This is a genomic window from Ewingella americana ATCC 33852, from assembly GCF_000735345.1.
GTDB lineage: Bacteria > Pseudomonadota > Gammaproteobacteria > Enterobacterales > Enterobacteriaceae > Ewingella > Ewingella americana.
The window spans coordinates 1-23697 of record NZ_JMPJ01000038.1; the positions used below are offsets into that span (position 1 = coordinate 1).

Here is a 23697-nt window from a genome sequence, read left to right on the forward strand (position 1 = left end):
CCGGTGTGGCGGCAGCGCACGGTTTTGACCTTGACCTTAAGGCCAGTTTGGGTGGCAACCCAATGTTTTAAAGCTGCCCTAAAGCCAGCCAGCTTTCTTCAACCGCCAGTAAAGCAACCCGCACCCGACAACGGTTATGCCCAGCGTTAACGGATACCCCCACCAGTCTTCTAGCTCGGGCATGTTTTTGAAGTTCATGCCATACAGGCTGAATACCACGGTGGGAATGGCGAGGATCGCGCCCCAGCCGGCGAGGCGTTGGACCACTTCGTTTTGGTGCACGGACACCAGTGCGAGGTTAACGTGCATGGCGTTGGCAAGCATTTCGCGCATGTCGTCGGTGACGGTGATCACCTGATGGGCGTGGTCCTGCACGTCGCGGATATAGGCGCGCAAGCCTTTCGGAATGAGATCTTCGAAATGGTGGCTGAGCTGATTACAAATATCTTCGGCAGGGACGGCGGCATTGCGCAGTGACAGCAGTTCGCGGCGCAGCTTATACACGTCCTGCACCGCGTTTTGGTCGAAGTCGGACTTAAACATCTTCTGCTCAATGTGATCGAACTGTTTGGTGTACTCGCTGACAATCGCTAAATAGTTATCCACTACCATGTCGAGCACGCAGTACAGCGCGTAGCCCGGCCCTTTGGCCAGCATGTCGGGGCACTCTTCGGCGTGGGCGCGGATTTGCTTATAGCTCGACGATGCGCCGTGGCGCACGGTTATCAAGAAGTTTTTGCCGACGAACAGGTGCGTTTCACCATATTCAATCTTGCCATCGACCAGCTGCGCGGTGTGAATGACGATAAACAGCGACTCGCCGTACTGCTCAATTTTCGGGCGCTGATGTGCGGTGAGGGCATCTTCAATCGCCAAATCGTGCAGGCCGAACTCCTCCTGAATAGTGCGCATCAGGCTGTCTTCGGGCTGCCATAAACCTAGCCAAACGAAGGTGCCCGGCTCTTTCAGCACCTCGCTGATATCTTCGGTGGTGACGTCTTGCAGCCGCTTACCTTCACGATAAGCCACGCTGTTAATCACTGAATCACAACTCGGCTTCTTCTCTTCTTTGGTGATGGCATTCATTTCGCAGCTTCCTCAGACGTGGTCTGGACGCGTACATCGGTGGTTTCGGCCGGGCCGAAAACGGTGTAGGTCGGGAGTTTCACATTCTGATACGGCTCCCAGCCGCCGCCAAGGGCTTTATATAAAGAGACTAAATCGGTGCTGGTCTGTACGCGCGCTTCGGCGGACTGCTGCTTGGCCTGCGCCAGTTGGCGTTGGGCGTCCAGCACGTTGATGAAGGAAGAGAGTCCTTTGCTGTAGCTGTCGGTTGCCAGCTCGAATGAGGTTTGCAGCGCCTCGGTGGTTTGATCCAGCCCGGTGACCCGGTCCTGATCGGTGCGGTAGTTAACCAGCGCGTTATCGACATCTTGCAGCGCGGTGAGCACCGTCTGGCGATAGTTCAGCGCGGCGTTAGCCTGCTGCGCGCGCGACAGGTGGACGCTGGAAACCAGACGACCGCCTTGGAAGATAGGCAGAGTGACTGACGGGCCGAAGGAGTAGAAGTTGCTGCTCCAGTTGTCCAGATAGCTGGCGTCGCTGTTGCGCATGCCGAACTGTCCGGTCAGCGAGATGCTTGGGAACATCTGGGCGACGGACACGCCAATATTGGCCGTCGCGGCATGTAAATCGGCCTCGGCTTTGCGCACGTCCGGGCGGCGACGCGCCAGCTGTGACGGCACGCCAACCGGCACGGCGGCAGGCAGGGCGGGCATAGGTTTAACATGGGTCAGCTCGCCGTCGAGGGTGCCCGGCGCTTGTCCGAGCAGCACCGCCAGCCCGTTCATCGCCTGACGCTCCTGAGCCTGATATTGCGGCAGCTGGGCGCGCAGCGAGCCAAGTTGGGCGCGGGCGTTTTCCACATCTAGCTGTGGCGCAAGGCCGTTCTTCTGCTGGCTCTGGGTCAGTTCTAAAGTTTGCTGGGCGACGTCAATCTGAGTTTGAATCGCCGCCGTGATGCTCTGCGCGCCGCGCAGCTGCAAATAGGCGCGGGCCACTTCGGCTTGCAGAGAGACTAAGGCGTCGTTGCGCTGCTCGATGGAAGACTGTTTCTGCGCATTAGCGGCTTCCACCTGCCGACGGGTTCCGCCGAACAGGTCCAGCTCCCAGCTGGCGTCAAAGCTGCCTTGGTACAGATTCACCGGGCCGGTAGCGGCGTCGATGGCGCTGGACGCCTCTGGGCTGAGGTTTTCCGCCTGATCGGCAAGACCTGAAGACTCAAGTTCACCCTTCAACCCAAGCTGTTGGCGAGTAAATTTGGTGTTAGCCTGCACCGACGGCATCCACGCGCCGCGCGCCTGCGTCACCTGCTCGCGGGCTCCGGCGATACGCAGCACCGCCTGCTGGAGTGAGATATTCCCGGCAATGGCGCGGTCAATCAGGCTATCAAGCTGCGGGTCTTTGAAGGCTTTCCACCACACAGGATTCGGCTCAGAGGGCAGGGCAATAGAGGCTCCCTCGGTGGCCTGCGGGCGGCTCATGTCGTTATAAGCCGAGGGTGTTTTAGGCTTCGGTGGCTGGTAATCGGGGCCGACGGAACAGCCGGTCAGAGCCAAAGCCAACGCGGAAAGCGTAAATGTCAGAGTTTTCATTTTTATCAGTGTGCTCCGGCATTGCCTTCGCTCTTAACTGGCGAAAGCAGAAAACAGAAGGGGATCAAAATAGCGGCCACAATGGCGCAATAGCTGAACACGTCGATGTAAGCCAGAATGCGCGACTGGGAAATCATTTCCTGATACATACGCGCGGTGGCGAGCTGCATCGGGTCGCCGACCACGTGGGCGAAGTCGCGAATGGCGGCCGCGCTGCGGCTCACGGCCTGATTGAACTGCTCGTTCAGCGGCGTCATGTTATGCACCATATGGGCGCTGTGCGCCTGAGTTCGCTCCGTTACGCCCGCCGTCGCCAGTGAAATACCAATCGAACCTGCGACGTTACGGAACATGGTGAACAGCGCCGAGGCGTCGGCATTCAGCCGCTGCGGAATGGTCACAAAGGCGATAGTGGTCAGCGGCACAAACAGGAAGCCGAGGCCGAGAGACTGGGCGCTGCGGTACATCACCAGCGTTTCGAAATCGACGTTTGGCGTCAGGCTGCCGGAATAGAGGAAGGAGCCCCCCAGCAGGAAGAAGCCAAAGGCGATGATGTAGCGCGTCTGCACAATCGGCATCAGCTTCAGCACCAGCGGGATCGACAGCACAATCAGTATTGCACCCGGTGACATCACCAGTCCGGACAAGGTCGCGGTATAGCCTAACTGCTGCTGGGCGAGCTGAGGGATCACCACCGAGCTGCCATAAAGAATCATCGCCATACCTGCCATCAGCAGGCTGGAGACGGCAAAGTTGCGGTCTTTCAAGCAGCGCAGGTTCACTACCGGTTTCTTGGCGTAGAGCAGCCAGTAAATGGCGCCGACAATACCAATTGCCGCCAGAACCGCGAAGGTGACGATAAAGGCCGAGTTGAACCAGTTGTCGTCCTCGCCTCGGTCCATCATTACCTGCAAACAGCCCAGCCCAAGGGCAATCAGCCCGATGCCGATGTAGTCGATGCTCAGCTTGCCTTTGGCTTTGCGCTCCCACGGCGGATCTTCTAACAGCTGGTAGATAGCCAGCAGCGCGATGATCCCCACGGGAATATTGATGAAGAAAATCCAGCGCCAGCTGACGTTATCGGTGATATAGCCGCCGAGCGTCGGGCCAACCACCGGCGCCACGATAATGGCGATGGAGGAGAGGCCAAAGGCTTTGCCGCGATCTTTTGGCGCGAAGTAGTCGAGCAGCACCGACTGCTGGATCGGCTGAAGGCCGCCGCCGAAGAAGCCCTGCAAAATGCGGAATAGGATCATCTGCCACAGCTCGGTGGCGACGCCGCACAGGAAGGAGCAGACGGTGAACATCGCGATACAGATCAGGAAGTAGTTTTTACGCCCCAATACCCGGCTGAGGAACGCCGAGATAGGCAGCACGATGCCGTTCGCCACCAGATACGAGGTGAGCACCCAGGTGGACTCGTCGTAGCTGGAGGAGAGGGAACCGGCGACGTGGGGCAGCGCCACGTTGACAATGGTGGTGTCCAGAATTTCCATGAACACCGCGATGGTCACCACTGCTGCAACCGCCCACGGGTTACTGGAGGGTCTCCAGCCGCTGCGATCGTCACTCATTCCACGGTTACCGTTGGGTCAACTGACAGGCCAAGTGGCAGAGGCTGTTTCGGGTCTAAACCACTGTCGATAACGATTTTCACCGGCACGCGCTGGACGATCTTCACATAGTTGCCGGTGGCGTTTTCCGCCGGGAAGGCCGAGAAGCGCGAGCCGGTGCCTTGCTGCACGCTGTCTACGTGGCCGTGCAGTTCGATATCCGGGTAGGCGTCAATCTTGATAACCACTTTGTTGCCAGGGCGCATGCGCTCCAGCTGTGACTCTTTGAAGTTGGCGGCGATCCAAATGTTTGGAGAAACAATCGAGAACAGGGAAGAACCGGCCTGAACCAAAGTGCCGAGCTGGACATTACGCATGGTGACGTAGCCGTCATAAGGCGCACGCACGTCGGCATAAGAGAGGTTAAGGTTGGCGGTTTCGAGCTGGGCTTTCGCCTGCTCGACCTGCTGTTGACGGGCTTCGACATTGGTTTCGGCCTGACGGATTTGCAATTCAACCTGCGCCGCGACTTGCACCTGTGCTTTGGCATTTTCTAAATCAGCCTTGGCGGAGCGCAATTGCGCGCTGGCGGTATCAATGTTCTGTTGCGAAGTGGCTCGTGGGTCAACGCCGCGCTGACGGCGGAAGTCGGCGGTGGCGTTGAGCAAGTTGGCTTCGGCACGGGCCTGTTGCGCCTGAGCCTGCGCCAGCTGGGCCGGATACTGCACTTTGGACAGGTCATATTGCACCTGAGCCTGATGCAGTTGCGACACGGCAACGCCCAACTGAGCCTGTGCCTGATCGCGCTGGGCGGTGGCGTCGCGTGGGTCAATCTGCACTAACAGCTGGCCTTTTTTTACCAACTGGTTGTCTTTGACCGCCAAATTGGTCACGTAACCCGAGATTTTTGGGGCAATTGTGACAGCGTCACCTTCAGTAAAGGCGTCATCGGTGTTGATTTGGTCCTTGGTCATGAACCACCAGACCAGCGCCACAATCACCATGATGATCACCACTACGCCCAGAATAATTAGCGGCTTTTTGCCCGGACCTTTGCGCTTTTCGCCTTCTTCATCTTCGCCCTTATCTTCTTCATCTGACGACTTTTTATCCTGCTTTGTACCGTCGTCGGAAGAGGGTGAACGGTAGCCTTCACCGGATTTTACTTGGCTGGAATCGAGTTCGTTGGAGGTGTCAGGAGACGAAGATTCGTCAGTACGGTTGGCGTCATTTTTATTCGTTGTCATAATACTCATCTGGTTATCGGCGCTAGGGCCGAACGTTAAATGAAACAATTCTCGTTTTACCCTAGATTGTATTGATGTAAAAGCAAGTAAATAACCGTCAACTTACCTAAGCTAGAGCACGAAGATCCACACTATAGGTATGGTCCGAAAAAGCGCGCGAAGATGTATAATGCGCGGCTTGGCTTTAATTTTATCTGTGCGTATTTTCACTTAATGGAATCGCCGTATCAGGAACAGCGCGTGACTTATTCTTCCAATTCAATGAACTTGCGGGGCGCTCTATGAGCCGTCCAATCCCTTACCGTGGCCTAACGCGCGTGGCCTCGCTTGTCTCCGTATGCGTCGCACTGGTGCTGGTGTTTATCAAAGTGTGGGCGTGGGCCGCCACCGGCTCGATTGCTCTCTTAACCTCGGCGGCGGATGGCTTAGTGGACGTGCTGGCCTCGCTGGTCACGCTGATTGGCGTGCGCTACGCCGGGCGACCGGCAGACAAAGGCCATCGCTACGGTCACGGCAAAGCCGAAGCCGTTGCCGCCTTCGTGCAGGCTTTACTGCTTGGCGCAGCGGGTCTGGTGCTCGGCGGCGAGTCTATCGGGCGCATCATCAATCCACAGCCGCTGGCGCAGTTAGGGCTGGGGATCTGGGTGATTATCGGCAGCTGCTGCGCGGCCGTCGGGCTGGTATTGATGCAAACCTACGTGGTGAAGCGCACTGGCTCCACCGCCATTGCCGCCGACCGTGCGCACTACATCACAGACGTCGCGGTTAACGTCGCGGTGCTGATAGCTTTGGTGCTCGAACGTCACCTCGGCTGGACGCGTTCCGACTCCATCGGCGCGTTGCTTATCTCTTTCTATATGATTTGGAATGCGCGCGGCATGGCCGGGGACGCGCTCAAACAGCTGCTGGACCGGGAGTTAGATATTGAAGACCGCAAGCGCGTGAAGGCCGCGGTGCTTAGCGTGGCGGGCGTGCGCGGCGTGCATGATATCCGCACCCGCAACGGCGGCGACCGGGTATTTGTCGAGTTTCACGTGGAAGTGGATGGGACGCTGTCGGTGGATGTCGGCCATGACATCGGTGACGCGGCTGAAATCGCCGTCAGCAAGCTGTTCACCGCCGCCGACGTCACCGCCCACCTCGAACCCGAAGGCATTGACGACGACCGGCTGGATAATTTGCTGAATAATATTACTAAGTGATTTCTGCTCCCTCCCGTTACTGGGGCTGGGGTTAGCTCCCTCTCCTTTTTAAGGAGAGGGTTGGGGTGAGGTTTGTTGCGTTGAACTCTGGCTCAAACCACTCCTCATCCCAGTCTTCTCCTCTGAGAGGAGAAGGAGCAAATGCAAACTTAATGACTCTTCATCCCTGCCGCCGTCATCAGCAATCTAAACACTGACGCCACGGCAAACAGGGTTAACACGCTGCCTAGCCAGATAATTGCCAGCCAGCCGACGCGTTTCCACCAAGGCTGACGAATAACCTTCTCATCATCCATCTCTCTGATCAGCTTCTTCATATTTCACCTCAATGGTAACCCTGATCCGGGGTGACTTTTCCACGGAACACGTAGTAGCTCCAGAAGGTATAAACCAAAATAATCGGGATGATCACCAGCGCGCCAACCAGCATAAAGCCAAGGCTTTGCGGCGGGGCGGCGGCCTGCCAGAAGGTGATGGACGGCGGCACAATGTTCGGCCAGATGCTAATGCCCAAGCCGCTGTAGCCAAGGAATACCAGCGCCAAGGTCAGCAAGAAGGGCGCGTGGTGCGACTTGCGGTTAACCGCGCGCAGCATCCAGATGGAGACCAGAACCACCAACACCGGCACCGGCAAGAACCAGAGGATATTCGGCATGGTGAACCAACGGTCGGCAATCGCGCTGTGGGTTAACGGCGTCCACAGGCTAATAATGGCGGTGACCAGCAGGAACACCAGCAGCAGAGGTTTTGCGCGGCGCTGCATGTTTTCCTGCAACGGGCCTTCGGTTTTCATAATCAGCCACGTACAGCCGAGCAGGGCATACGCCACCACTAAGCCCACGCCGCAGAACAGATTGAAGGGTGAAAGCCAGTCCAGCGGGCCTCCCGCGTAGGCGCGACCCACCACAGGAATACCGTTAATCACCGCCCCGAGCACCACGCCCTGACTGAAGGTGGCGAACAGCGAACCCCAAATGAAGGCTTTATCCCAGATGTGGCGCTTCTCCGCCGTGGCTTTGAAACGAAACTCAAAGGCCACGCCGCGAAAAATCAGCCCAAACAGCATTAAGGTCAGCGGGATAGCCAGCGCGTCCAAGATAACGGCATAGGCCAGCGGGAAAGCGCCAAACAGCGCCGCGCCGCCCAGCACCAGCCAAGTTTCATTGCCGTCCCACACCGGGGCGACGGTGTTCATCATCACGTCGCGTTCCTGGTCGGCCTTAACCAGCGGGAAGAGGATGCCGATACCTAGGTCAAAGCCGTCCATCACCACGTACATCATCACGCCAAAAACGATGATTAAAAACCAGATCAGCGGAAGATCAATACCCATGATTATTACCCTTATTCTGGTCGTCGTTGGAGTCCTGAGCCGCCGACAGCGGCCTTGCCGGAGTGCGATGCTGCCCCGGTCCGCCATGGGTGGTTTCTGCGCCTTCATGAGCCACCGGGCCTTTGCGGATCAGGCGCATCATGTAGGCGTAACCCACGCCAAACACCGAGCAATAAATCACAATGAACAGCAGCAGGCTGATACTCATCTGCATCGCGCCGTGGCCGGATACCGCGTCTTTGGTGCGCAGCAGGCCGTACACTACCCAAGGCTGGCGGCCGATTTCGGTGGTAAACCAACCGGCGAGTAGAGCCAACAGGCCGGAAGGGCCCATCCACAGAGCAAAGTGCAGGAAGCTGCGCGAGGTGTATAAAGTGCCGCGCTTACGCAGCCACAGGCTCCAGACGCCTGCCAAAATCATCAGCAGCCCCAGCCCGACCATGATGCGGAAGGAGAAGAAGATGATGCTGGAATTTGGCCGATCCTCTTTGGCGAAGGATTTGAGCGCCGGGATCTGCTTATCCAGACTGTGGGTCAGAATCAGGCTGCCTAGCCACGGGATCTCAATGGCGTAGCGCGTCTCTTCGCGGTTCATATCGGGATAGCCAATCAGCACCAGCGGCGACGGTTCACTGTCTTTATTCTCCCAATGGCCTTCAATTGCGGCAATTTTCGCCGGCTGATACTTGAGGGTATTCAGGCCGTGTGCGTCGCCGAGGAAGGCTTGAATCGGTGCCACAATCAGCGCCATCCACATCGCCATCGACAGCATGGTGCGCATCGCAGGGGTATCGCGCCCGCGCAGTAGGTGCCAAGCGGCAGAGGCGCCGACAAAGAAAGCGGATGACAGGAAGGCGGCGGTGGTCATGTGCAGCAGCCGGTAAGGGAAGGAGGGGTTGAAAATGACTTTCAGCCAATCTACCGGCACCACCTGATTGTTGACGATTTCAAAGCCCTGTGGCGTCTGCATCCAGCTGTTGGATGCCAAGATCCAGAAGGTGGACATCAGGGTGCCGAGCGCCACCATGCAGGTCGCAAAGAAGTGCAAGCCCGGACCCACGCGGTTCCAGCCAAACAGCATCACGCCGAGGAACCCGGCCTCAAGGAAGAAGGCGGTGAGCACTTCGTAAGTCAGCAGCGGGCCGGTGATGCTACCGGCGAAGGAGGAGAAGAAGCTCCAGTTGGTGCCAAATTGGTATGCCATGACCAGCCCGGACACCACGCCCATGCCAAAATTCACGGCAAAAATTTTCGACCAGAAGTGGTAAAGGTCGCGATACTCCTCTTTCTTAGTTTTGAGCCACAGCCCTTCGAGTACGGCTAAAAAGCTGGCCAGACCGATGGTGATAGCGGGGAAAATGATATGAAACGAAACGGTGAAAGCGAACTGGATACGGGCCAGTTCTAACGCGTCTAGACCAAGCATAACAACCTCTTTTTTGCGTGGTAACCCTTTCAGCTTAGGCGTCATATGCCATTTTGGCGCAACAACATTCGCAAATGAGGTTTCAGTGAAAGGGGCGGTACAACAGTGAAGCTTAGCGAGGAGGGGATTTAACCACAGGGTAGGCTGGATATAACAGTAACAGAAATGTGAATATTGACTATAACAGATGGCTTGTAGGCTTGGCTGCGCGAGACATCTGTTCGAAAAAGCGATGACTTCAAGCCAGAAGCACCAGCCCCTGCCTTCATCGCTTTGGTTAGCTCAGGCTATTTGGCTTTTTTCTGACTTTTAACAATCAGCGTGCCATCAGGATGAAAATAGCGCGTTGGCCAGATTTCAGCTGGCGTCATATCCAGCGCCTTGGCAATCAGCATCTCTCCCCGAGGCCAGCGGCGGCAGAGCGCGTTTGACAGGGTTGAAGAGCAAAGGCCAGATTGGCGGGATAGGGCTGCCAGCGTGGTTCCTCGTTTGTGCAACTCGGCGATGATATCTGCCGGATGCCAGTTTTGAAAACGATGGGAACCCACTGATGCCTGAGGTTTATAGCGAGGTAGAGCAGTATCTTGAGATTTTTTATTGGCCGTCATTTCGCATGATCCGTTGCAAAGTGATGATCACTACCAGCCTAAGAGGTGCAAATCCCTTGGGTGATAGCCCAGACGGAGTTTGCACTACCGGCCACAACGGATCACCGGCCAGCCCGAAAGCTGCCCCGCCTGAGCCACCATTGAGATATTGTTTATTACGTGAACGAGTAATATGCAATAGGTGTGCAGAGGCTGACGTATAAAATAAATATATACGTCATCGTTGTGGTATTCAGGGTGCAAATCCCGACTGCGGATTTTGCCGCAGCGCATGAACTATACCCCAATCACTTAGTTGAAACCAAGTGAACCGACAGGGTTTAATTAAGTCGCCTAAGTAACAAAGTCAAATAAGTGAACAGAATAGTCGTCCTAAAGAGAGAAAGAGGATGACAAAAAGAAATTCCTCATCGTTCAAAGGCTATGCGCTGAAGTGATTTTTGATTTTTGCCACGATTTTACCCAGTGCCTTATTCTGAAGTGATGTTTTATTGTGCACCATATAGATGTTGACGGGTAATAGAGAAAATTCAGTACTTAAAGATTTTATATTGAATGCGTTTTTTACTTTTTCAAACAACCAAATAGGAATAATAGCAACAGTATCTGAGTTTTCTACCACGGATAAAATTGAGAATAATGAGCTACTGCGGAAACAAAATGTTCTTTCGCCAATGTTATCGTTAATGTTTTGCTGAGCGAGTTTGATGGCAGGGCCATCGGATTCCATAATTGAGAACTGCTCTAGTGCTGCTTGCTCCTTGTTAAGGGAGTTATCCAACCGCGGATGGTCTTTGCGGCAAATAAATGTCAGGTTTTCCGTTAAAATCGGATAAGTGATTGAGGAAGAACTGTAGTGAGGATCACAATCAAAGACCAAATCAGCTTTGCGATATTGTAATGCTTCGCTTGAAAGCATGACTGAGCTGCCATTATCGGCATGGACAACTTTAGTATTGGGCATTATCTCTTTGACCAGAGCCATCAACACGGGCAGCACGCGCATTGAAATATAGGGTGGGCAGCTGACAATCAGTCTGTTTCGCGCCGTAGAATTCATATAAACCGAAACATTTCGGGTTAATGCCTCAAAGCTTTCCTGGGTGGCCGAGAAAAGATTCACTGCTGTGACCGTGGCCGAAAGGTTACTCCCTTCGCGGACAAACAGGGGGTCTGAAAAGTATCCACGTAATTTATTTAATGACTGGCTCACAGCAGACGGGCTGATGTTGAGTAAAACCGAAGCTTTAGTGACGCTTTTCTGCGAGTAAATCGCATGAAAAGTCGTCAGAAGGTTGTAGTCAAAGCTTTTGTCCCGTTTTAAGTCATCTTTCTTAAAATCATCTTTCTGTATGTCAGGATTCACATTTATCTCCCCGTAAATTCAAATTGACCCTGTTTTAAATAATTCCCATAAATGATTGGAGTAGCAATCAGTGATGGTGTCAATGCCTGTGGTATTGCGCCGAAAATACTAAAAAAATAAAGAGAAATAAGATAGTGGGTAATACTTTAAATTTTAATTATCAAATTATCAAAACACATAAAGTCCTTTAAAAACAACAAGGTAAATCTCTTATTAATATACTAATTAATAAAAATAGTATCTAATTCAAACGAGATTTCATAGATAAGTAATATTATAGATTCAGCAAATGCTCTAAATAGATGTTAATCGTTTTTAGTATGTCTTAACAACTTCTGTGACTTTGTATAGTGGTACTGGTAAGTTCAATGGGTAAGAATATCTTCATCTTGAGGCGCAAAGGTAATTGATACTTCAAGGTATTAACGGGTTTCGCTAGATTGCGAAAAATAAGCCACTAAGGGACTATTATGAAAATGACTTCTTTATTTAAAATGGGTGTGTTAGCAGCAGGTTTAATTGCTGCAATGGGAGCGAGTGCGGCGGATGGTACTGTTAATATAAGTGGAAAAATTATTGCTGCAGGGTGCATTATTCAAGGTGCTTCTACGGTTGCCGCACAAATTGATTTTGGCACGCTGACTCCCGCGTCATTTCCTGCGGTAGGTACTCTCTCGCCTAAAAAAGACGTTAACTTTACTCTGGAAAACTGCCCGACTAGTGTGACCAGCACGAAACTTATTTTCACCGGCACTGCGAGTGTAACTGATGCAGCTCTTTTCGCATTAGACCCGAGCTCTACTGCCACGGGATTGGGTATTGCCTTATTTAATAAAAACGGCTCGCAGATTCCTGCTAATGGGACCTCAGTTGTGTTCCCAATTGATGCGACAACACATACTGCAACTATTGCTCTTCAAACTGCGGTGAAATCGACTGAGAAAACGGTGGGTGGTGGTACTTTTGTATCTCGTGCTATTTTCGCCATGACGTATAACTAATACTGACAGTTAAAGAGTGATACCTTTATTAATTAAGGTGTTAATCAACCAGGTTAAAAGGATTAAACCAAAATGAAAAAATTAAGTATTGCTGTAGCGATTATGTTAGGTATGGCTTGTTCTGGTGCTCAGGCGGTTGGCGAATTGGGACAACTTATTTTTAACGGGAAAATCTCCAGTTCGGCTTGTACTATCGATACCGCGGGTACGACTTCATCAATTGTCTATGATACGTTATCTGCAGCAAATATTAGTTATCCAGTGTACAAAACTGCTCATGCTCTTAAGCCGATGACGATTAAATTAGTAAACTGTCCTGTCGGCCTTCCTATTAAGGTGAAGTTCGAAGGTTCTTATGATGAACCTATGAAGTTATTTAAAGACTCATCAGGAAAAAATATAGGCGTGGCAATTTATAACAGAGATAGTCTCGATAAAATCGACGGTGATAAGTTTGTAACCAAGAAAACATCAGCAAGTGGCGACAACCTACTTGATTATGATGTGGTTTTGGGGAAATGGAAAAACGCCGTTGCTGAACCAGGCAATTATGCTATCGCCATTAATTATACCATGTCTTACGAATAATCTTTTTTCTTCATTAAATGTGCTGGCCCTGTGTGGTTTATATCCTATCGGGGGCAGCATTGTATTTTTATAGAGGCTATTATGAAAAGAATTTCTGCTCTATGCTGTGGTGCTTTAGCTTTATTATTAGTCGCGCCGGCCTTCGCGGGGTTCTCAGTGGGAGCTACTCGCGTCGTATATTCTTCTGATATGAAAGAAGCATCTCTGTCAGTTAAAAATACCGAGAATTCTAGTGTCTACCTTATTCGTTCCTGGGTAAGTTCAGATAAGGCAGGTGAGAAGGTGCCTTTTCTAACTACTCCACCATTATTCCGTATCGATCCGGGACAGGATAATGCCTTGCGAATCACCCAAACCAGTTCAGCCCTTCCTCAGGATAGAGAGTCAGTTTACTGGTTGAACACTTTGGCTATTCCGCCATCGACTAAAGACAAAAACACTTTACAATTCGCCATTAATACCCGAATTAAACTTATTTATCGCCCCGCTGCACTAAATGATAAGAAAGCCGTAGAAGCAGCATATCAGCAGGCCAAGTTTGCACGCTCGGGAAATAAAATAAGTGTCAGTAATCCTACACCCTATTACCTTAATCTCACTAAAGTCACCATTAATAATAATGAGTTAAATGAAGGGTTTATGGTCCCCCCGAACTCCTCCCTTGAAATTCCTAATGTCCCCGTAGGGAATAGCGTCACTTGGCAAGCTATTAATGACTATGGCGGTTTGAGTCAAAAGTATACCGCTAATTTTTAAACATGAGTTGATTTAATATTGTTCATTTTAAAAGGGATGTTGGCCTGTGATCATGGAAAAAAACAAGAGGAACCATGTGGATATATGTCCTGTGGCTGTAAATGCCTATAGGCTAAATAAACATCAACTTATATGTAACAGTTTTCCCTATTCTTTTATATTGAAGCCGCTTTCATTTTTTATATTTTTGTCTTTGCCGGGCATGGCTTATTCGGCAGATACCTTCAACTTTGAAATGATTAAAGCTGCGGGCGGTGCAGGGGATTTGCAAAATGTTAATTTAGACTATTTTGCAGAAAAGGGCGGGCAAATGCCCGGCACCTATAAAGTAGATATCTATCTAAACAATCGACAAGTTGACTCACGAAGCCTTAAATTTGTGAGCTTACCCAATGCGCCAGGCAAGCTGTATGCGGTTATCTCGCCGGCGACGCTGGAGGAGTATGGGGTTAAGATTGATGTGTTTCCGAAGCTAAAAGCTATTGCCCCTGATGCTTCGCTGACTGAACCCCTTAGTAGCTATGTGCCTGATGCCAGTGAAACTCTGGATATTACCCGCCTACGCTATGACATTTCTGTGCCGCAGATTGGCGTAAAACAGAACCCACGTAACGCGGTTGATCCAAAGCGCTGGGATGAGGGTATCCCAGCATTTACACTTAATTATGGCTATTCCGGCTCAACGACGCAGCAAGATGACAGCGGGCAGTCCAAGAGTAACTTCCTTAACTTACGCTCCGGGCTGAATGTCGGACCTTGGCGCTTGCGTAATTATTCGACTTACAGTGACCAATCTACAGATGGCACGCACGGGGGTGACGACACGCATATCCGGCACTATGAATCAATCAACACCTATATGCAGCGTAATGTGCACTTTTTGCAGGGCGGGCAGCTAACGCTTGGGCAATATTCTACATTGGCTGACGTGTTTAACAGCATTCAGTTTACGGGGGCGCAAGTGGCTTCAGACGACCAAATGCTGCCAGATTCTATGAGCCAGTTCGCTCCGACCGTTCGCGGTATCGCTAAATCCACTGCTCAGGTCACTATCAAGCAGAACGGCTACCAAATTTATCAAGCTACCGTATCGCCGGGGCCTTTTGCTATTACCGATCTTTATCCATCTGGTAATGGCGGTGATATGGAAGTGACCATTACTGAGTCTGATGGTTCGGTGACAAAATTTAATGTGGCGAGTAACACATTACCGATTTTACAACGCGAGGGCCGTCTTAAATATAATTTAGTCGTGGGGAAATATCGCAGTGGCTATGAGAATACCGAGACGCCTAACTTCCTGCAGATAACCAATATTTATGGTCTGACGGCGCGAACGACGATATACGGCGGTATTCAGTATGCTGAAAACTATCGAGCGGCAACGGCTGGGGTAGGCTTTGACCTCGGTTCACTTGGCGCAGTGTCAATTGACGGCACTCAGGCCACCAGTAACTTCATAAATGATGACTCGATGGGCACCAAGAAAGGGCATTCCTATCGCGCAATGTATTCTAAAAACTTTGAGCCAACGGATACGACTGTTCGTATTGCCGGCTACCGTTATTCCACTCGCGGTTACTACACGTTCAGTGATGTACAGGACTACCAGCAGGACAGCGGCGACGATTTTGATGACTACAACCGTTCGCATAATCAGCGCAGTAAAGTGCAAGTGTCGATCAACCAAGCAGTGGGTGATTATGGTTCGATTTATATCAGTGGCAGCCAGCAAGATTATTGGGCCGGTGATGGCAAAGAAACCCTGTTACAGCTGGGTTACAACACTGCCATTTCAGGGGTCAACGTCGGCTTTGACTACAACTACTCTAAAAACCCAGGGGTGACTAAGGCCGACCAGATTTTTGCCTTCAACCTGTCTATCCCTCTTGACAGATTTTTGGGCACATCGGGAACCTGGGCGAGCTACAACATGACCAGCAATCGTCATGGCCCCCTCACTCAGCAAGCCGGGATCAACGGCAGTTTGCTGAAAGACAATAGACTAAGTTATAGCGTGCAACAGGGGTACCAAAGCCAGGACGGCGGTAATTCGGGTAATGCCAACATGGATTACAAAGGGGGCTCTGGTGAAAGCAATCTTGGCTACAGCTATGACAGAAACAGTCAACGATGGAGCTATGGCCTGCGTGGCGGCATCGTGGCGCACGAAAACGGTCTGACCCTTTCCCAACCATTGGGAGATACCATTGCCTTGGTGAAAGCGCCGGGGGCCGGTGGGGTCAATGTGCAAAATAACGCCGGTGTGCATACCGACTGGCGTGGTTACGCCGTGGTGCCTTATGCCCAGCCTTATCGCAAAAACAGCGTTAGTCTGGACACTCAAAGCTTCGGCAATGATGTGGATATGGAAACCAGTAAAGTGACAGTGGTTCCAACTCGTGGTGCTGTGGTTCGCGCTGATTTCGACACGCGTATCGGTCAACGTGCCCTTATTCAGTTGTTGTTCATGGGGAAAGTGGTGCCGTTCGGTGCGACAGTTAGCTTGGTTGAAGATAGCCGCACGATCACCGGTATTGTCAGCGAAAACGGCGAAGTTTATCTCACTGGCTTGCCAGAGAAAGGGAAGATCTTCGCCAAATGGGGTAATGAAAGTCATGAGCAGTGCTATGGCATTTATTCGCTGGTAAAAAACAAAACCGATGACCCGACAGCATTGATTAAAAACATTACGGCACAGTGCCGTTAAAGGCGCAGCAGGAGAACACCTATGGAGAGTACAAGGAACGTAAGCCTGAGTCTTGGGTTGCTGGTGGCGTTGGGCTTCTCAACTAATGCGCTGGCGGACTGCGCCGCTCTGGGCAGCGCGGTGAACAGTACCATCAATATGGGCAGTATAACCGTGCAACGAGACCTGCCCGTCGGGGCAGAGATAAGCCGTAAAGTGATCCCCGCTGAAACGACAGCCATCACCGGCGCTTGTTCAACGGGCACCTTTAGAGAGAGTGGTTCGGTGAATCAAGCCAACTACCGTTCTCTAGATGGTACAAACACTTATGCCAGTGGTATCAACGGCGTGGGGCTCAAGCTGAAGGTGCGCGGGCAGTATGTGCCGAGCAGCGGCTATCATTGGGAGACCAATATTTCTACCAACGGCTCGATTCGGTATAACCCGGAAATTGAGGTGATTTTGGTAAAAACGGGCGACATAACCTCGGGTCCACTGGCACTCGGCCCGCTGATTTCCGTGGCGGTGAATGCGACTAATGATGCTGCGGTGACTTACAGCCTTGCTTCCGGCAATGTCATGCAGGCGTCGTGCGAAATAACCGGTTCAAGCCGCATCCCAGTAGCAATGGGCGAAGCCAAGATGGAAGATTTCAAGGGTAAAGGTTCTACCCTGACGCCGGTTAATATCAACATTCCACTGCATTGTGATAGTAACGCTAAAGTGAATATCAGCTTTGCCGCTACTTCGTCGAAAGGCGACGGCATTATTGATTTGACCAGTGGTGGTGCAGAGGGTGTGGGTATTCAGCTCAAACTGCGTGACACGCGGGTGGATTTCGACCACACGCTGTTTGTTGCTCAGGCGACAGAGCAGGGGAATTTTAATATCCCGTTATCTGCTGTTTACATTCAGACAGCGGACAAAATCAAGCCGGGAGATGCCAACGCGGTGGCGAATTTCACCATTAGCTACCAGTGATTTTGCATTAAAACAAAAGGCCGGAAAGTCTGCACTTTCCGGCCTTTGTGTTTATTTTTTAGTTACCTGCCAAAGCCTGACTTATTTAATCGCCATGGCTTCTTTCATGGTGAAGAACAGATCCGTTTGGTCGGTCAGGCCCACCACGTTAGCAGCAAACGGGCCGTAGGCCGCGACGCGCAACTGGGTGCCAGTATGGCCCTGTGAATCCTCTTCTGAGTTGCCATAGCTGATGGTCATTGGCGCACCGTCTTTGGTGGTCAGGGTCTGCGTCAGCCCCGGCGCCTTCGCATCTTTCTCAACAATCTGGCTAGAGTGGGCGTGGTCGGCGGTCACGATAACCAGCGTGTTGCCGTCTTTACGGGCAAACTCCAGCGCTTTCTGCACGGCTTCGTCCAAATCAACCGTCTCGCCAAACTGTCCGCACGGGTTCGCCGCGTGGTCCTGTTTGTCGATGGACGCGCCTTCCACTTGCAGGAAGAAGCCTTTCTCCTGCGTCTTCAGCAGGTCGATGGCTTTCTCAGTCATTGCGGCGAGCGTTGGAATGTCGCTGGTGCGCTGTGGATTAGCTTCGCAGGTGACAGCCGGTTTATCGATATTGCCGTGGTAGCTGGCTTTAGGGCCGTACCAGCGCACTGGCATGTTGCCCGGGGAGAACAGACCTAACAGCGGTTTTTGCTGGTCTGCAAGGGTGATTTTCGCCAGCTCATCGGCGTTTTCTACCCACTGATAGCCCTGCGCGGTGGCCTGATCTTTCAGTGATTTCCCGGCAAACTCGCCGCTTTTGGCTAACTGGCCGAAGGATTTCGCGCCGCCGCCCAGCGTGACGTCAGCACGTGCTTTGATCAGCTGTTCGGTGATGGAGCCTTTGCCGCCGTTCTCCAGCGCATTGGTTGGGCATTTCTCGCTGGTTTCTTCCGGGCCGTAGCACTTACGGGAGGTGACGTGGGAGATTTGCGCCGCCGGAGTGGCGTCCTGCAATTCGGCGGTGGAGACGTTACCTGTGGCTTTGCCCGCCGCTTTCGCCAGTTCGAGAATGGTGACGTGGTCCTTGCCGTTGACATCCACACCCAGCGCGCCGTTGTAGGTTTTCACGCCGGTAGACCACGCGGTGGCGGATGCCGCCGAGTCAGTCACGTAGTCCGGCTTATGGCTCTTTTTATCCAAAGAGTAGTGAGTGTATTGGCCGGTCAATGGCAGGGCATCGATGCCTTTGAAATAGCCGCCCGCGCCTTCGGCATAGTTACGCGCCGAGGTGATTTCTGAGTCGCCCATGCCATCGCCAATCAGCAGGATGACGTTTTTCACCGTCTTATTGGTCAGTGAGGCTTTCAAGGCTTCCGTGGTGTCGCCGGTCAAACGGCGCGCGCCGCCTTGTTCGGTGATGTCGCCTTTGGCGGCGCGGGAGGTCAGGGCGTCATCGGCGATGGCGCTGCTGGCAGAGGTCAGAAGCAGGGCGGTAACTACGGAACGAGCAACAAAAGAGAGAGGCAGGTGCATAACAAAACTCCGTGTAATGAAGACCAGAAAACAAGAGATACAGTTTGTCGTACTTTGTTACACGGGAGCATAAGTCAGCGGCGTGACGCTTTTATGACATGAAGGATTTTTAGCGAGGAAAATAAAAAAAGCCCCTCATGGAGGGGCTTCGAGTCAGTCTGCAAATCAGACTTAGTTAACCTGAGTTGGCATACCAGAACGCAGTTCGATAGCGCGTTGTACGATGTTTTGGTTAACGCTTGGGTCCATAGCAACGGCGCCCACTTTGCCCGTCAGAGAAACAGGCAGTGGCTCTTGCGAGTCAAACTCTTCCTGGTTAGCAGACAGCGGGTTGTGGATCTCAACGTAACGCTTACCGTTTGGCTCAACGGTGGCTTTCAGCGGCTCGTTGATGAACTGTACACGAGTGTCTTGCGGCACGTTGTCGAACAGCCATTTGATGTCAGCATCGCGCAGACGCACACAGCCGTGGCTCACGCGCAGGCCGATACCGAAGTTGGCGTTAGTCCCGTGGATAGCATACAGGCGGCCAACGTACAGCGCGTACAGACCCATAGGGTTGTCCGGACCTGCTGGGAATACGGCTGGCAGATATTCGCCGCGAGACGCGTACTCTTCATGCATTTTTGCAGTCGGAGTCCAAGTCGGGCCGGCTTTTTTACGCTGGATAGTGGTCGTCCAGTTCAGCGGGGTGTCTTTGCCCAATTCGCCGATACCGATTGGCAATACCACCACGGTGTTGCTGCCTTTCGGGTAGTAGTAAAGACGCATTTCAGCGCTGTTTACCACGATACCTTCATGCGGGGTATCTGGCAGGATCAGCTGCTGTGGAATAGTCAACACGGTGCCCGGCGTTGGCAGGAACGGGTCCACGCCCGGGTTGGCTTCGAGCATGTTGCTCAGGCCCATTTGATACTGTGCGGCAAAACTCTCAAGAGGTAATTTGCTGTTTTCTGGAACGGTAACGGTGATGTTTTCCCCGACTAACCGCCCGCCATTGGCAGGAAGAGGGTACACCACGGCCGAAGCTGACTGGCTGTACGCAGCAACTGCCAAAACCATAGTAAGGATAGCGCGAATGCTCATTTTCATATTTGTCGTTGGTTCTTAATGCCACACAGGCAGTTGTTGTCGAAGTGTTCCCCCGGTGTTAACAGAAACAACCGGATGACTATTGTAGGTACACACTTGACCGGAACGAGAATCTTTATGTGTAACCAATCACATTTCTGGGCCGCCAATTATAAGGATTTATTTCAAACAGGCCAAAGCTTTTACAGGATGTCGGAAAAGTTCCCTAAACAATCGCATTTTTTGGAAGTACGATCACAGACGTTTTACATTTCATGACACTAAAGCCACTATTTCCGACAAAACGGCACCATCAATAACGCCGCCAAAAACATCCACGCCATCACCATAAAGGCGTCATTGAAAGCCATGGTGAAGGCTTCATTGGCGACCTTAATCCCAAACAGATTTTTCGCCATCAGCAGGGCATGCGCCGAGTCTGGGGTCAGTTGGCCGATGCGCGTCGCCAGCCCGCCGATCACTGTCTGCGCCTCTTCACCATAACGCCCCAACACGTCGCCAAAATGCGCGGTGTGTTCGCGAGTCCAGTCCTGCAACCAGGTATTCACCGTCGCTATGCCAATCGCCCCGCCGAGGTTACGCATCAGGTTAAATAAGCCCGACGCGTAGCGCAGCTCCGGCCCCTGAAAGGCGGTGAGCGCCATATTCACACTCGGCACGATGCACAGCATGATAAACAGCCCACGAATGATTTGCGGCCATAAGAACTGGTCTGCACCCCATTCGGGCGTGACTTGGGTGGTCAGCCACATGCTGGTGGAGAACCCCAATAACCCGGCAGTGATCAGAATGCGGCGGTCCACTTTGCCGATCAGCCTGGCGGCCATAATGGTGCTGAAAAACTGGCCAATGCCGACCACAAACACCGTCGTGCCAATCTGCAAACTGTTGAAGTCGCGAATGCGGCCCAAGAACACTGGCGTCAGGTAGGTCGAGGCGTACAGCCCGAAACCAATTACCAGATTGAATACGCAGGCAAAGGTAAAGGTTGGGTCGCGGAAGGGCGTCAGGCGCACAATCGGGTTTTTCGAATAGAAAGAACGCTCCAAAAACAGCACAAAAGCCACCAGTGAAAACCAGGCTGAGATCTGAATGTCCGGGTCGCTAAACCAGTTCTGGCGCGGTCCCTCTTCCAGCACGTACTCCAGACAGCCCAGCGCAATCGCCATCGAGAACAGATGCACCCAGTCGATGCGTTTGAGCATCGGGAAATTGGCTTTGTCGACATCAATGAACATCAGCGCGCCAATGGCGACCAGTACCCCCGGCACAATATTGATGAAGAAGATCCAGCGCCAGTCGAGCCATTCGGTGACCACGCCGCCGACGGTCGGCCCAAGAGTCGGGGCCAGCACGCTGACCATGCCCAAAATTGCCGGGATCAGCGCTTGCTGCTTGCCTTTAAACAGCGCAAAGCCGGTGGAGAACACCGTCGGCACCATCGCCCCGCCGGTAAAGCCCTGCAGCGCGCGGAAGAAAATCATCGACTCGATATTCCACGCCAGCCCACAGCCAATGCTGCTGAGAGTAAACAGCGCCGCCGAGGCGCTAAACAGCCAGCGAGTAGAGAGCGCCTGAGTCAAAAAGGCCGAGAAGGGGATCATCACCAGTTCGGCAATCAGATAAGAGGTCTGCACCCAGCTGATCTCATCCGGCCCGGCGGACAGTCCCGCCTGCACATCATTGAGCGAGGCGGCGACGATCTGAATGTCGATCAGAGCCAAAAACATGCCGAAAGCCATGATGCTAAAGATTAAAAATTTCCGCGCTGTGGGCAGGTCGCTGGGGGAGAAACCCGGCGCGACAGAAGAGGGGGCGGTAGCTTCTGACATTTCAAACACCTTTTTGAACTTGTTTATATGATGAGCATCATATTAATATGATCGCCATCATGCAATGAGTGAGAAGAAAAATGAGTGAAGCAACAGTTAGCGGGGCGCCGGAGATTCAGGGGAAAGAGAAAACGCGCCGTTCGCCGCGTATTTGGGTGGTGAGCGGCATTGCGCTGGCGGTGGCATTGGGCGGTGCAGCGTGGCTGCTGGCCGCGCCGTCGACAGAGTCAACCGACGATGCTTACGTCAGTGCGGATGCCACCACGGTCGCGCCGAGGGTCAAAGGTTTTATCTCTAACGTGCTGGTGAAACACAACCAGTGGGTGAAGGCCGGGCAGCCGCTGGTGGCTATCGACAGCGAAGAGTTCAACGCGCGCGTCGCGGCGGCGGAGGGCGACGTGGCCGACGCCAAGGCGCAGGTCGAGGCACAACAGGCAGCGCTGGTTAGCCAGCAGGCGCAGGAGCAACTGGCGCAGACGCAAATTCAGGCCGCGCGCACGGCGATCCGTTCTTCTCTCGCCGAGCAGCAGCATGCGCAAGACGAGCAGCGGCGCTATCAGGCGCTGGTCAACAGCGGCGCGACCTCGCGCAATGACGCTGAACGCTTCAAAACTACCGCCGTGACCGCCGAGCAAAACGCCGCCCATGCCAGTGCGATGCTCGACGTGGCGCAGAATCAGGCGCAGGTGACTCACGCCCAGCGCGCCGAGATTCAGGCGTCACTGGCTCTGGCGCAGGCCGCGTTGCAGAAGGCGCAGGCGGCACTGGATTTAGCCCAGCAGGATCAGCGCCACACCACTATTACCGCGGCGATTGACGGCGTGGTTGGCAACCGACAGGTGCAAATTGGCGACTATGTGACGCCGGGTCAGCGCCTGATGACGCTGGTGCCGCTCAACGATCTCTATGTGGTGGCTAACTTCAAAGAGACGCAAACCGAGCGGATTCAGCCGGGGCAGAAGGTGTCGGTCAGCGTCGATGCGCTGCCGGATGTTAAATTGCACGGCGTGGTCGACAGTTTGGCGCCGGGGTCGGGTTCTACCTTCGCGCTGCTGCCGTTTGAGCCGGGCACGGGCAACTTCACCAAAATCGTCCAGCGCGTGCCGGTGCGTATTCATCTCGATGCCGACCAGCAGGGGCTGGCCGCGCTGCGACCGGGTTTGTCCGTTGATGCCAAGGTTAGCCTGCATGAGTGAATGTCGCAGCGCGCTGCGGTAGACTAGCGGGGCTAGAGGTCTCACCAATCAGGAAGTTAATCATGCGTTACGAAAGTGAACATAAGGCGAAGATTCGCGAGCAAATCCTCAAAGAGGCGGCTAAAGCAATTCGCATCAATGGTCCGGAAAAGGTCAGCGTAGCCGGGGTGATGAGCCAGGCTGGGTTAACCCATGGCGGATTTTATGCTCACTTCGCATCGAAAGAGGCCCTGATTGAAGCCGCCATTGGCCAAATGTTTGACCAAAGTATGGCGCGCTGGGACAGGGATAACCAAGACCTGAACGCCCGCGAGCAGTTGGCGGGATATATCGACTTCTACCTGTCGCCGTGGCATCGCGATAACCCGTCGCAGGGCTGCCCGGTGGCGGTATTGCTCACCGAAGCGCCGCGTATGACGCCACCGTGCCGCACGGCTTTCGCCCAAGGCATCGGCAGGCTGCGTGGCATGGTGATTGGCCAACTGCGCGAGATGGGCGTGGAGAAGCCAGAAACGGCGGCGGTAGCACTGAGCGCCGAGTTGATGGGCACGCTGTCACTGGCGCGCTGCGAGCCGGACCCGGCTAAGTCAGATGCCCTGTTGGTCGAGGCCAAAAAACGCATCATGGCGCAACTGGCTCTGCATTAATCCTGCGGTTCGACCTGTGTTCGCTG

The 23697-nt window shown here is 53.2% G+C and carries 20 protein-coding genes; 8 read left to right on the top strand and 12 right to left on the bottom strand.

All coding sequences use genetic code 11. The annotated features are described in order from the left end of the window. Positions 1–78 precede the first annotated feature (78 nt). Genes GEAM_RS06110 through GEAM_RS06125 form a run of 4 tightly spaced genes read right to left on the bottom strand, consistent with a single transcriptional unit; the run spans position 79 to position 5454 of the window. On the bottom strand, positions 79–1086 hold the full coding sequence (locus GEAM_RS06110; protein WP_034789534.1) for a magnesium and cobalt transport protein CorA: 1008 nt from the start codon (positions 1084–1086) through the stop codon (positions 79–81). Next, on the bottom strand, positions 1083–2654 hold the full coding sequence (locus tag GEAM_RS06115) for an efflux transporter outer membrane subunit (RefSeq protein WP_051899424.1): 1572 nt from the start codon (positions 2652–2654) through the stop codon (positions 1083–1085). Before GEAM_RS06115 ends, GEAM_RS06110 begins: the two co-directional genes overlap by 4 nt. A gap of 5 nt (positions 2655–2659) precedes the next feature. Next, positions 2660–4228, bottom strand: coding sequence for a DHA2 family efflux MFS transporter permease subunit (locus tag GEAM_RS06120; RefSeq protein ID WP_034789537.1), 1569 nt, complete (start codon positions 4226–4228; stop codon positions 2660–2662). Next, the gene (locus tag GEAM_RS06125; protein WP_128124537.1) at positions 4225–5454 is read right to left on the bottom strand and encodes an HlyD family secretion protein; all 1230 of its coding nucleotides are present in this window, start codon (positions 5452–5454) and stop codon (positions 4225–4227) included. The genes GEAM_RS06120 and GEAM_RS06125 overlap by 4 nt, the downstream gene beginning before the upstream one ends. 281 nt (positions 5455–5735) lie before the next feature. On the opposite strand from GEAM_RS06125, the gene GEAM_RS06130 reads away from it, so the two are divergent. Next, positions 5736–6656, top strand: coding sequence for a cation diffusion facilitator family transporter (locus GEAM_RS06130; protein ID WP_034789540.1), 921 nt, complete (start codon positions 5736–5738; stop codon positions 6654–6656). A 149-nt stretch (positions 6657–6805) separates the two neighbouring features. On the opposite strand, the gene GEAM_RS22575 is transcribed toward GEAM_RS06130, so the two are convergent. The 5 genes from GEAM_RS22575 to GEAM_RS06150 form a co-directional block, all read right to left on the bottom strand. After that, entirely contained in the window at positions 6806–6952 is a 147-nt protein-coding gene (locus GEAM_RS22575) for a DUF2474 domain-containing protein (protein WP_072009877.1), read from the bottom strand. Positions 6953–6981: 29 nt separating this feature from the next. Then, entirely contained in the window at positions 6982–7989 is a 1008-nt protein-coding gene (cydB, locus tag GEAM_RS06135) for a cytochrome d ubiquinol oxidase subunit II (RefSeq protein WP_034789541.1), read from the bottom strand. Beyond that, positions 7979–9415 carry a cytochrome ubiquinol oxidase subunit I gene (locus GEAM_RS06140; protein ID WP_034789821.1) on the bottom strand — a complete coding sequence of 479 codons (1437 nt, stop codon included), beginning with the start codon at positions 9413–9415 and terminating at the stop codon, positions 7979–7981. Before GEAM_RS06140 ends, cydB begins: the two co-directional genes overlap by 11 nt. A 287-nt stretch (positions 9416–9702) precedes the next feature. Further along, positions 9703–10023, bottom strand: a complete 321-nt coding sequence (locus GEAM_RS06145) for a helix-turn-helix domain-containing protein (protein ID WP_084674056.1) — start codon at positions 10021–10023, stop codon at positions 9703–9705. Between the two features lie 421 nt (positions 10024–10444). Then, positions 10445–11389, bottom strand: coding sequence for a LysR substrate-binding domain-containing protein (locus GEAM_RS06150; RefSeq protein ID WP_034789543.1), 945 nt, complete (start codon positions 11387–11389; stop codon positions 10445–10447). A 470-nt stretch (positions 11390–11859) separates the two neighbouring features. On the opposite strand from GEAM_RS06150, the gene GEAM_RS22355 reads away from it, so the two are divergent. From GEAM_RS22355 to GEAM_RS06175, 5 genes are all read left to right on the top strand, one after another. Continuing rightward, the gene (locus GEAM_RS22355; protein ID WP_051899425.1) at positions 11860–12390 is read left to right on the top strand and encodes a fimbrial protein; all 531 of its coding nucleotides are present in this window, start codon (positions 11860–11862) and stop codon (positions 12388–12390) included. A gap of 72 nt (positions 12391–12462) precedes the next feature. Then, positions 12463–12978, top strand: coding sequence for a fimbrial protein (locus GEAM_RS06160; protein WP_034789546.1), 516 nt, complete (start codon positions 12463–12465; stop codon positions 12976–12978). Positions 12979–13059: 81 nt separating this feature from the next. Continuing rightward, entirely contained in the window at positions 13060–13734 is a 675-nt protein-coding gene (locus tag GEAM_RS06165; protein WP_034789549.1) for a fimbrial biogenesis chaperone, read from the top strand. Positions 13735–13786: 52 nt separating this feature from the next. Further along, entirely contained in the window at positions 13787–16444 is a 2658-nt protein-coding gene (locus GEAM_RS06170) for a fimbria/pilus outer membrane usher protein (RefSeq protein WP_084674057.1), read from the top strand. Positions 16445–16465: 21 nt separating this feature from the next. After that, a complete protein-coding gene (locus GEAM_RS06175; RefSeq protein ID WP_084674058.1) occupies positions 16466–17404 on the top strand; it encodes a fimbrial protein in 939 nt (312 codons plus the stop codon). 81 nt (positions 17405–17485) lie between these two features. Here GEAM_RS06175 and phoA read toward each other — a convergent pair whose 3' ends face one another. The 3 genes from phoA to GEAM_RS06190 all read right to left on the bottom strand — a co-directional run bounded on the left by phoA (position 17486) and on the right by GEAM_RS06190 (position 21828). Continuing rightward, the gene (gene phoA / locus GEAM_RS06180) at positions 17486–18904 is read right to left on the bottom strand and encodes an alkaline phosphatase (protein ID WP_034789561.1); all 1419 of its coding nucleotides are present in this window, start codon (positions 18902–18904) and stop codon (positions 17486–17488) included. A 171-nt stretch (positions 18905–19075) separates the two neighbouring features. Then, on the bottom strand, positions 19076–19996 hold the full coding sequence (locus GEAM_RS06185; RefSeq protein WP_034789563.1) for a L,D-transpeptidase family protein: 921 nt from the start codon (positions 19994–19996) through the stop codon (positions 19076–19078). A gap of 269 nt (positions 19997–20265) precedes the next feature. Beyond that, complete coding sequence (locus GEAM_RS06190; protein WP_034789565.1) at positions 20266–21828, bottom strand: DHA2 family efflux MFS transporter permease subunit; 1563 nt, start codon at positions 21826–21828, stop codon at positions 20266–20268. An 80-nt stretch (positions 21829–21908) separates the two neighbouring features. Between GEAM_RS06190 and GEAM_RS06195 the strand changes: the two genes are divergently transcribed. Then, a complete protein-coding gene (locus tag GEAM_RS06195) occupies positions 21909–23024 on the top strand; it encodes an HlyD family secretion protein (RefSeq protein WP_034789567.1) in 1116 nt (371 codons plus the stop codon). A 62-nt stretch (positions 23025–23086) separates the two neighbouring features. Continuing rightward, a complete protein-coding gene (locus GEAM_RS06200) occupies positions 23087–23671 on the top strand; it encodes a TetR/AcrR family transcriptional regulator (protein ID WP_034789569.1) in 585 nt (194 codons plus the stop codon). Positions 23672–23697 lie beyond the last annotated feature (26 nt).